A 10219-nucleotide genomic window follows, 5' to 3' on the forward strand; every position below is an offset into this window, starting at 1 on the left:
GATCGGCCGCCATCGCCAATGTCTGCTGTTTCATCGGTCGTTCCGATTTGAAGGAAGGGGCATATTTTCTCCGATAGGGACCGACTTGATCAGCGTTGCCTTAGACAAGCGCTCGATCAACTCCGGCGGTTTGCCGTCCAGGAACAGCGCCGTGGCGGTGGGGCCGGGCGCCACCGCGTTGACGGTGATCGTGCGGCCATGCAACTCCTTGGACAGGATCGCCGTCAGCGTTTCCACCGCCGCCTTGGTGGCCGCGTACACGCCGTAGGTTTCCAGCTTCAGGCCCACCACGCTGGTGGAGAGGTTGACGATGCGGCCGCCATCGCGCAGCCGCCGTGCGGCCTGGCGCAGTGTGTTGAAGGTGCCTTTCAAATTGATCGCGATGTGCTTGTCGAACAACGCGTCGTCGCTGTCGGCCAGCGTGGCCAGCTGCATGATGCCGGCGTTGTTGACCAGCACATCCACACCGCCGAAAGCGGACTCTGCTTCTGCGAACAATCGCTCCACCGCCGCCGGGTCGCCGACATCGGCCTGCACGCTGCGGGCACGGCCGCCGGCCGCTTCGATACTGCGCACCAGCTGATCGGCCTCATCCGCATGGCCGGCGTAATTGAGCACCACCGCAAAGCCATCGCCGGCCAGGCGCTGCGCGATCGCCGCGCCGATACCACGCGAGGCGCCGGTCACCAAGGCAACCTTGTGCTGCTGAGTCATGGATCTCTTCCGTCTATGCCGCGGGCTGCGGCGTTGCGGAAACTATCCAACGCAATGACACGACCATCATCACACTGGAATGCACAGCACTGTTTCCAGCACCCGAACAGTGGGCAAGGAGTGCCATGGATCGGTTCGCTGCCATGCGCTTGTTCGTGCGCATCGTGGAGCGGCGCAGCTTCACTGCCGCCGCCAAGGTCATCGCCGAGATGGAAGCGCGGTTGGGCGTGCGCCTGCTACAGCGCACCACGCGCGTGGTGCGACCCACGCTCGATGGCGAGCTCTTCCATCAACGCTGCCTGCGCCTCCTCGACGACATCGACGATGCTGAAGGCGGCTTTCGCGGCGTAGCGCCCAAGGGGCTGCTGCGGGTGGAGGTGCAGGGGACGCTGGCGGCACTTCTTGCTGCCCGGGTTGCCGGCGTTCTTTGCGCACTACCCACAGATTCAGCTGGTGATGAGCGAAAGCGACCGCTGGGTGGATCTGGTGGAAGAGGGCATCGACTGCGTGCTGCGCTATGGCCCGCTGCGCGACAGCGAACTGGTCGCACGCCGCGTGGCCATGCTCGAACGCCTCACCACCTGCGCCACGCCTGAGTACCTGCAGCGTTTTGGCACGCCCACGCAGCTTGATGCGCTGCACGCGCATCGCATGGTTGGCCTGCGCTTCATCAGCACTGGCGTGGTCACCCCATTGGAGTTTCAGACCGCACACGGCCTGCGCACCATCTCCGCACCCAGCCTGCTCAGCGTCACCGGCACCGAGAGTTATCTGGCCGGCATCCGCCTGGGCCTGGGCATTGCACAGGTGCCGCGCTTCCATGTAGCGCAGGACCTGCAGCACGGCACGTTGGTGGAAATCCTGCGCGAGACACCGCCGCCGTCCAATCCGGTATCGCTGCTGTATTCCCATGCCCGCCAACTGTCGCCACGGGTGCGCGTGTTCCTGGACTGGGCGGCGGCGAATTCGCCAGGCATGCGGGTGGGGCGCAGCCGCTCGGGTAGGCGCCGTCAGTGCGCGGCGCGGCGCAACCATGGCCGCCATCGCCTGATTGATCCGCCACGCAAGCGCCCACGCGTGCCACGCGCGCTGCCACCACCTGTAACGCCAGCACGTCGCGGCCAGCCGCCGTCAACCGCTGTGCACGGCAAGCCGATGCACTGCAGGCGGCGACGCTACCGGGCTGCGCGACGACCTCATCGCAGGGGGGCCGCGCCGGCATTCGTCCCTGCCCACTCCGGCACCCGCAGCCCCATGCTGTGGGCAGGCAAACGCGCCTGTGCCGGTGCGCGCCGCTGCACCCACATATCGCCCATCATCCGGTCCAGCCCACGCTCCAGGCCGGTGACCATGCCCGCGCCGGGGGTGAAGGTGAGTTCGCCGAAGTACACCTTCCCCTGCTGGATGTACCAATCCACCCGCACGTAATCGAAGTCGCTGGCCAGCAGCTTGCTCAGCTCCAGCGCCTGTTCCAGCAATGCGGGCGTGCACGGCGGCGAGCGGCCGTCATCGCGGATGCGGTGGAAGGGCGTGTGCAGGTTGTCCACAAAAAAAGTCATCGACAGCTTCGGCGTATCGAAGCGGCCGTAGATCACCTGCAGCACATAGCGAAAACTGCCATCGGGCTGGCGGAACATGTGGAACTTGTAATCCACCGGCACCTGTTGCGCGTCGCCGATGTACTGCTCCACCAGGATGCGTGGCGGGATGGCGTGGTAGTGGATCTCGCTTTCCATGTCGGAGAAATCGGTGCGCAGCCACTGCCCGCAGCGCGCAATGAGGCGTTGCCGCTGCACCGCATCCGGCTCCTCGCGCACCACCTCCACCATGCCCGCGCCGTGATTGGCCTTGATCACCGTCTGCCGCCACTGCGGCAGGCCGAGCAGATCGTCCGGGTTGGCGGTGTCCAGCAGCATCGGGATCAGGTGCGCGGTGCCGATCCTGGCCGCCACGTACGGCCGCACCGCCACCTTGTCGGCCAGGCGCTGATACACCGGGTAATCGCCGTGCACGCATTTGCGGTACAGCACCTTCTCGTTGAAGCAGGCCGGCGTGTACAGCCTGGGTAGCCGCCCGAACGTGTTCAAGAAATACAGCCGGTCCTGGTGCCGCCAGGGCAGGGTCCTTACCAGCCGGCGCGCACCCTTGCGCAGCAGGCGCTTGAGGGTGGGGCTATCTGGCCGGGGCGCGGCGGTTGCCAGCGCGGGCTGCATGCGGGCCGCATCCGTTGGCGCTGCCCGCCAGGGGAACAACGCCGTCCAGCCACGGCTCATGGCATCGCGCGGGCCCACCGGCTGCGTGGGCAGCCCCATCCAGTTGTCGGTCATGACAGATCCCTCATCCGTTAAAAAGTGTGTTTTTCGTCACGCTTAAATGTGACGAGCGGCGCGCTATACGGAAAAGGTGAGACGAGAGTTGCAAAACGTCTCAACCCGCCTGATTGCGCAAAGAATCCAGTGTTTTGGGCCTTAAAAAACGCTGGCGCAGACCGGCAACCGGCCGCGACTGTGCTGTGGCGCGAGAGGCAATGGCAGGGCCCGGATCGATGGCCCGCCAGCTCGGCCAACGCAGGCCGAAATCGGCAGGCCAAGCCATTCACTGGCGCACGGATGTGCAGGCCGCGCGGGCATGGAGGTGGTGGCTGCCGCAGCCAGGCGCGGCGCCCACGCGGGCCGCGCAGGCCAGGCACTGCCGTGGGCCTGACGCAGCAGCGGGCCGCATCCTACGCCGCCCGCGCATGGCCGGCGTACGCTACGCCCAACCCCGGCGACAGAGACGCTTCGCCCATGACGATCACCGTCACCGCCTTCGAACGCTCGCCCGACGGCGGCAGGGGCCTGGCCAGCGACACCCGCGTGCGCCTGGGTATTGGAAGAAGTGGGCCAGCCCTGCATGGTGCGCTTGCTGCCGTTCGCCGCGCTCAGGGAACCGGCGCATCTGGCGCTGCACCTGTTCGGCTAGATCCCTACCGCGCTGCAGTCTGTTTCAGCCACGCCTGCCCGCAGCCGATGCGTGTGCTGCGAACATACGCGCACCGATGGCGCGCGCTATTTCAAAGTGCGCTTGCGGAAAGTCCGCATCCGGGACCGTCAGCAGCTCTGAGGTACGTAACTGCGCGCCGCAGAAGTCGAAGATGCCGTGGTTGATTTGCGTCTTCATCGCACCGAAGTAGCCGTGCCGCGCGTAGGTGCGCTCGTCTGCACCGCCAATGGCCAGCAGGTGCACGTCCAGATGCTGCAGCTTTTTCATGATCTTGCCGTCGGCACTTTCTTCGAACGCCCAGCCCAGCGTAAACACCCGGTCGATCCAGCCCTTGAGCAGCGCCGGAAACGCCCACCAGTAGATCGGGAACACCAGCACCAGCGCATCGGCACGGTCCAGCCGCGCGTGCTCGGCCGCCACATCCGGCGGCGCTGCAGCCTGCTGCTGAAACAGCGCGACATCGGCCTGGGTAAAGCGCGGGTCAAAGCCTTCCTGCGCCAGGTCGGCCAGCTCGACCGTGTGGCCGCCGCCGGCCGCCTCCAGCCCCGCGCTCACCTGAGCGGCAATGGCGTGCGTCAGCGAGCGCGGCTCCGGGTGCGCAACGACAATCAAGGCATGCATGGAACAGTGGCGTCAAGAAGGGGAAGAAAGGTCGAGGCGTTGCGGCAAGCCACAAACCTTGGCGTGATGCGGTTTCTGTCAGCGTGATGAGCGCACACATGTGGAAAGGGGGCGCAGCAGCATTGCAAGTTGGCGCTACAGTGCTGCTAGCATGACTCAGCAGGCACGAAGCCTGCCTTTTCGACAATGGAGTGAAGTATGAAGGTGATGCACAAAACTGTCTTCGGCCTTGCATTAGTGCTTGGGACTTCGGGAAACGGGAGTCTGTACGCGAAGGAGATCAGTAACCCCGGTAACGTCAATTCTGTCGTAACCACAACACGGGTTTATGATGGTAGTGGCGACTTGGATCGTATAGCTGCGTCTATCAAAAAGGCCTCTCCTGGCAACGCGCCGATGATGCCTCTTCGTAAGGTAACCGCCATTAGGACCGTCAAGTCATCCGGTCTGGTTAGCACGCAAGCCTTGGGTGATCCGCCTGTCGACCTCCCGTCAAGCGGTATCCCCGGGGAGAAGCGGTCGTATCGGAACGAATATCCGTCAGGCTCCTTTGAGAGCTGGACATACGAATGGGTTTCCGGCTCCAACATCGCTGGCTGGGTACTACGCGACTATCAGTTTCATAGCAGTGGAAAGGATGAGTTTCCCCCGACACCCCCCTTCTGATTTCTATACGCCTGATTCGACTCAAGGGCACCCCCCCTATAAAGCGTGGGTGTTTTCTGTCCTGGTAAAGTTTTAGTGGATACGGAGACAGGGAATTTCAGGCGATGGCTTTCTCGTCGGCGGGAGATCGATAGCCGAGGGTGGGGTGCAGCCGGTGGGTGTTGTAGAAGGCGACGATGTAATGGGCGATGTCGGCGATAGCCTGGGCGGGGTTGGCATAGCGCCGTTGCCAGACCCGTTCCATTTTCAGGTTCAGGAAGAAGCGCTCTATCACCGCGTTGTCCCACCAATTTCCTTTGCGGCTCATGCTAGCCACCAGCAAGTACCTAACCAACAGACTGCGGTGGGCTCGACTGGCGTATTGATTGCCGTGATCGGTATGCACGATCAGCCCGAGCTTGGGCTGACGCAGGGCGATGGCCACCTGCAGGGCAGTGCACACCAGCTCGGCTGGCATGGTCGGGGTCACCGCCCAGCCCACCACTTTGCGCGAGTACAGGTCCAGGCGGCGGCCAAATACAGCCAGCCGCGTTCGGTGCGAATGGAATAACTGGGTCAGGTCGTTAGGTGTCCCCACGTTTTACAGCACCAATGTCATCTGCTCACGCACTGCGTCAGGCAGTGTGCGCAAGCGATCTAGCCAGCGTGAGACCGGTTCCATGGGCCAGCGCCTGACCAGCGCCTCGCGGCCGACGCGCAGTGTCGAGTAGAGCTTGCGTGTGCTGCTGCGTGGCGATAGCCACTGGGCGACACCGGTGGCTTCGCAGCCCAGTCCTGCCAGCCAACTGGCGAAGGTGGCCAGCGTGTTGAGCAACAACAGGATCTGCAACCGCTCACCGCGTCGGGTCAGGCTGTCTTCCATCGCCTGGCCATAGCGATGCGACTTCAGATCACGGAATGCCAGCTCGATCTGCATCCGTCGTGCGTAACCAGGCACGGCTTGCGGTTTGACCTGCGTGCGTCCGCGCAGACGCCCGACCCAATCCCAGCCCATCGCCGACACCGCGCGAAACCATGGCGTGCGGAATCCGGCGTCCGTGACCAGGGTCGGGCGCACATCGTCTGGAATCAGTGCGCGCAGTTGCTGCAGAAAACGCTTCTCTGCGCTGGGCGAACCCTGCTGTTTCCCAGCAACCACCATGTCCAGCAAGGTGAGCGTGCGCCCACCGATCGGCACGGCGGCGCGCAGCAGGCACCACGACTTATCCGGCTTCAAATCGCTCCAGTCGATGACGATCACCGGCTGCGCCCCGCGCAACAGCCAATGCGCCACGTTCCGCTCGATCACGGATCGCTCGGCGTACAACCTGCGATTGCACAGCAGGCGGTCGCATGCCTTGAGGGGTGCACGTACCCGCGTCGCGCCGGGCCAGGCGCGCCCGCCCACGCAGGCATAGCCCAGCTGCTTGGCTTCTGCAGTGCCAAGCTCCGGTAAGGCAATGATGGAATCCGACGGAGCAGGGCGCCCCTGACGCTGTGCTTCATTGCGCAGCATCATGTTCTCGACGCCTTGGCAGTAACGCACCATGCCCGGATGCGGGTGCGCGCGGTATTGCTCGCAGTTGAAGGGCGTGGTATCGCGCGCCATCGAGTTATACGGCTGCCGTGCTGGCGCGATGTGCTTGTTCGTTGCGGTGCCGGTGGCAGAACGCATGCTTTGTGCATCCGCCGGCTGCATGCACGCGGCTGCGCACAACACTGACGTTGCCAGTACGATGCATCGCGCGGTGATGGTGATCCTGTCCATGGTGTTCCCCCTGTACGCACTGATCCTAGCCCACGCGTTGCGCACGCGGGTGGATCAGTCCGCTTGGTAGGTACCGCACACTGGATGGATCAACCGGCGCCTTGCGTGCATTGAAGAAAACGCACTACCCAGCAGTGCCCAAATCACCCAGCACATCATCCACCTGCTCAGCCAACTGCTGCAGGCAATGTGCCCATTGCTGCAGCGGAATGGCCGGCATGCCCATGGCGCCTTCCTCGCGCGTGCGCGGTGTGGCCAGCGTGGCAAGTAGCTGCAGTTGGTCGCGTACGCGGAGCAGGTGGTATTGCGTGCCTTCGGACATCCAGTAGCCGGGTTCGCTCGATGGGCGCATGAAATCCTCCGCAGATAGGAGAAACATCCACCATTTTCGGAGGCGGAGAACCGCTGCATGAGGAGTTTCTAGGCTCCGAGCGGAAGTGTGCGGCGGCCTGCCAGCAGGGTCAAGCGGCTTGTCTAACGCACGATGCGCAGGGGTTGTTGCGCCGATAACGGATGGCTGCAAATGCGCTAGCGCGATTCCGCGCGTATGAACATGGCGCTGCCCCGCGTGGCGGCGGGCGCGCTAGCGGATGGGCACGTCTTTGCTCGGTTCGTTGATGCCACGCGCGAGTTCTTGCTGCTGCGCGAACTCTCTCTCCTGCGCGATGGTCTGATTGGCTGCCAATAGCTTCTGGTCAGACTGCTCGACAGGCGTGCGAATCGCCTCATCAATGTGCACATGCACCCGCTGATGTGCAGGGTCATCCAGCCGGCCCTGCACCGCGAAGACATTGCCCGTCGTGCCCATCACTACATGGTCCACACGGCTAAGCGCGCCACTTGAAAGCGACCGGTCATTGGAATCCGGATACGCATCTCGGTTGTCCTTGCACACAGCCAGCAGGCTGCGGCTAACGCGCTCGCTCATTTCGTCGTAGGGTTTGCCCACACTCTCATCGATCTTGCGTACACCGCTGCGTATCTGCTCAAGCATGGCGTGGTCTGGATGCTCCGGGTCGTCGGGGCCGCGCAGGCCGGCTGCAGGTGTACTGGGGACAATCGGTACATAGCGATGGTCATGTGCCCGGTTCACGCTGCCATCCTGGGTATGGTCGAAATGGTGCAGCGTGGGCGGGGCAGTACTACTGTCGTGGTACGGAAACGGTGTCTTGTTCGGCCCGCGGTCCAGGCCCTCGTTTTCGATCAGGTGTTCCTTCAGTCCCAGCCCAACCATGTCGACGGTGACGCGCGGCCGCGCGCCCTGATACAGCACGTTTGCGCGATCCTCCGCCTGCAGGATCTGCTCGATGGCCCAAGTGCCATAGTAATTGGTGTAGTCCGCAGTAGGCTGAAGTTGCCCGGCAGGGTTACGGTGTTCGCCAAGACTTACGGGACGTTGGCCGGGTTGTGCATAGAGCTGCGAAGGGCGATCAAAGTAGTGTTTGCCCATTGCTACGATGTTGGCGGGGGTTGATGTCAGACTGCCATCGTGATTGAAGCTAAGGCCTGGATTCGCTATGGCCTTGGTAGTAAGCGGATCCCTGTGTATAAAGTCCAGTGTTCTCGTACTATTGGTATTCAACATTAGGTCAAGGCCATTGGCATTGGGATTAGAATGCCGTTCGTGACTGAGTAATGCATTCCAGCCCGCAATTTCTGCTTTAGCTTCGTCCTCGCGTCCCGCCTGGATATAGGAGCGCAACTCGTTGGTGTAGTCATGTATAGGAGTCTTTGTTGTTGCCTGACTCCTTACATCGTTCAGGAACTTGGCGGTGGCTTGGACCTTGTCCGTATGATTAAAGCTGTGCTGAATTTCATGTCCGAGGACAAAGGCCATATCTTTTGCAGAGAATCTTCCATGAGGATTGTTCGGAGACGCTGTCTGCAAGCCGAGTGGCGGTAAATTCATAATCTTGTTGTTGCCATCATAGGTGCCACCGGCGAAAACACCTGGCCCAACGAATCCAAAACTCTCGAGTTGTGCCCGTTTAGGATTTGAGGTGTCCATGGGGTCGACTGTGCTTGCCGCCTTCTTCAACTGATCAGCGAGATAGGGTGATCTGTTAACCGTTGACAACAGGTTGTCGACCATATCCTGCGTCACAGGATGACTAACTCTAGCCGAATCTTGAAAAGTGCTCCGCGCAAATGCCAGAGTCATCTGCTGAACCTGCAGCGTTGCTTTCAAATCGCTGCTGGCGGTCGTGCCTGTTGGCTGAAAGCTTGACGTTGGTAACGTAATGACTCCGTTTCGAATGTCGTAGCTGCCCACCAGATTGGGGGCATTGCTAGCCGATGATTGCAAGGAAAATCCTTGCAGATTTCCTTGTTTAGCTTCTTGCTCGAACTGTCTAAGCAGTGTGGAATCGGAAATGATTGCCGTGCGCAGCTGCTTTGCTTGGTTCTGAGTAACGCCAGGATTGGCAGAGAATCGTGCGAGTGCCGCTTCGAGCTGGGGGCTAGTGGCTGCCATCGTTCGTTCCTCGTCGATTAGTTCAACGTACCGATAGATTTGACGCAAAGCCGGCCGGGCTCACGTACCACCACATTCCTCGGGATAATGGCGATAACAATGTTGCCTCCAACCCCATCTTTCGCAAACTTTACATAACGCCAATCCTCAAGCTGACCAATCGGCCCGTAAGTAGGCGACGCAGTAAAGCCCATCGCCTTAAGGGCCTTGTCATAATGATCAAAGTCAAGTGCACACGCAGCCGACATCTCAGACCAATCATTTTCAACGTGCTGGAAAGCCAGGTTCACGCCTTTCAGGAGCGACGGCGATCCAGGAACATAGGTGAACGCATATCGCCACCCATCCCCAAGATCGACGCTCCAGTACCCTACCGATAATTCTCCAGGTTCTTCTTTCTTTAGCGTAATCCCCATCACCTCCCGAATGCGGCCGGGGTTAAGATCATCGAGAGAATCGAGCCCCTCGATCAACTTCAAGAAACGACTACCGATTTCTTCAACGCTAAGCGTAATTTTATTGGCCGTTACGGCCTCCGGCAAAGTCATGTCAGCGTGCTCCTTCGGAAACGGCTTCAGGGGGTGGGCTGCTGTATGAGCACAAGAACTTATTGCAATCCCACAGAGTGCGGCTAGGAATAACAGGGCGGTTCGGGGGAAGCGCATAGCAGATCCTAAAGACGGGTTTAGTAAGAAAGAAAGCTTGGTAAGCATGCTCTGAGCAGCTGTGCAAGTTCATCTTTGGTAACAACAGGCCCTGAAAAACTAAGCTAACGCTAATTAAATTTTTGATTGGAGAGCGTCTTCAGCATCCGGCCTTGTTTAGTTCAATGTGCCAATTGATTTGACGCAGAGCCTACCAAGCGAACCAGGCGTCTCGTTCTGTGGAACGATCGAGATAACAATATTGTTACCTGATTAGCCCCATCGCTCAGCCGGCAGTTGCAGGATTTGCGACGAGTCGGTTGGACAATGGTCCCACGTGAATACAACGCAGGTGGGAGATGGGCATCAACA

6 protein-coding genes and 3 pseudogenes are annotated in these 10219 nt (G+C 61.0%); 1 reads left to right on the forward strand and 8 read right to left on the reverse strand.

Annotation, left to right across the window (positions count from 1 at the left end; translation table 11 throughout):
• Positions 1-30 precede the first annotated feature (30 nt).
• Positions 31-714: an SDR family NAD(P)-dependent oxidoreductase gene (locus tag XCSCFBP4642_RS0101365; protein WP_029218205.1), complete on the reverse strand. Its 684-nt coding sequence runs from the start codon at positions 712-714 to the stop codon at positions 31-33.
• Between the two features lie 125 nt (positions 715-839).
• Between XCSCFBP4642_RS0101365 and XCSCFBP4642_RS23725 the strand changes: the two are divergent.
• A pseudogene (locus XCSCFBP4642_RS23725) lies at positions 840-1718 on the forward strand (LysR family transcriptional regulator).
• A 192-nt stretch (positions 1719-1910) separates the two neighbouring features.
• On the opposite strand, the gene XCSCFBP4642_RS0101375 reads toward XCSCFBP4642_RS23725, so the two are convergent.
• From XCSCFBP4642_RS0101375 to XCSCFBP4642_RS0101415, 7 genes and pseudogenes are all read right to left on the reverse strand, one after another.
• Entirely contained in the window at positions 1911-3026 is a 1116-nt protein-coding gene (locus XCSCFBP4642_RS0101375; protein ID WP_029218207.1) for an ATP-grasp fold amidoligase family protein, read from the reverse strand.
• A 673-nt stretch (positions 3027-3699) separates the two neighbouring features.
• A complete protein-coding gene (locus XCSCFBP4642_RS0101385; RefSeq protein WP_029218208.1) occupies positions 3700-4317 on the reverse strand; it encodes an NAD(P)H-dependent oxidoreductase in 618 nt (205 codons plus the stop codon).
• A gap of 763 nt (positions 4318-5080) precedes the next feature.
• Positions 5081-5526, reverse strand: a pseudogene (locus tag XCSCFBP4642_RS23730) (IS3 family transposase); the annotation flags it as partial.
• 37 nt (positions 5527-5563) lie between these two features.
• Positions 5564-6361: pseudogene (locus XCSCFBP4642_RS23735) on the reverse strand (IS4 family transposase); the annotation flags it as partial.
• A 493-nt stretch (positions 6362-6854) separates the two neighbouring features.
• Complete coding sequence (locus tag XCSCFBP4642_RS0101405) at positions 6855-7082, reverse strand: XAC0095 family protein (protein WP_029218210.1); 228 nt, start codon at positions 7080-7082, stop codon at positions 6855-6857.
• Positions 7083-7313: 231 nt separating this feature from the next.
• The gene (locus tag XCSCFBP4642_RS23740) at positions 7314-9203 is read right to left on the reverse strand and encodes an XVIPCD domain-containing protein (protein ID WP_053329508.1); all 1890 of its coding nucleotides are present in this window, start codon (positions 9201-9203) and stop codon (positions 7314-7316) included.
• A gap of 17 nt (positions 9204-9220) precedes the next feature.
• Complete coding sequence (locus XCSCFBP4642_RS0101415; RefSeq protein WP_228325829.1) at positions 9221-9751, reverse strand: hypothetical protein; 531 nt, start codon at positions 9749-9751, stop codon at positions 9221-9223.
• Positions 9752-10219: the final 468 nt, after the last annotated feature.

It is taken from the genome of Xanthomonas cassavae CFBP 4642 (assembly GCF_000454545.1).
Taxonomy (GTDB): domain Bacteria; phylum Pseudomonadota; class Gammaproteobacteria; order Xanthomonadales; family Xanthomonadaceae; genus Xanthomonas; species Xanthomonas cassavae.

Excerpts from the sequence above, each read along its gene's own strand:
- XCSCFBP4642_RS0101365 (WP_029218205.1), bottom strand. The coding sequence starts at position 714 with ATGACTCAGCAGCACAAGGTTGCCTTGGTGACCGGCGCCTCGCGTGGT.
- XCSCFBP4642_RS0101375 (WP_029218207.1), bottom strand. The coding sequence starts at position 3,026 with ATGGGGCTGCCCACGCAGCCGGTGGGCCCGCGCGATGCCATGAGCCGT.
- XCSCFBP4642_RS0101385 (WP_029218208.1), bottom strand. The coding sequence starts at position 4,317 with ATGCATGCCTTGATTGTCGTTGCGCACCCGGAGCCGCGCTCGCTGACG.
- XCSCFBP4642_RS0101405 (WP_029218210.1), bottom strand. The coding sequence starts at position 7,082 with ATGCGCCCATCGAGCGAACCCGGCTACTGGATGTCCGAAGGCACGCAA.
- XCSCFBP4642_RS23740 (WP_053329508.1), bottom strand. The coding sequence starts at position 9,203 with ATGGCAGCCACTAGCCCCCAGCTCGAAGCGGCACTCGCACGATTCTCT.
- XCSCFBP4642_RS0101415 (WP_228325829.1), bottom strand. The coding sequence starts at position 9,751 with ATGACTTTGCCGGAGGCCGTAACGGCCAATAAAATTACGCTTAGCGTT.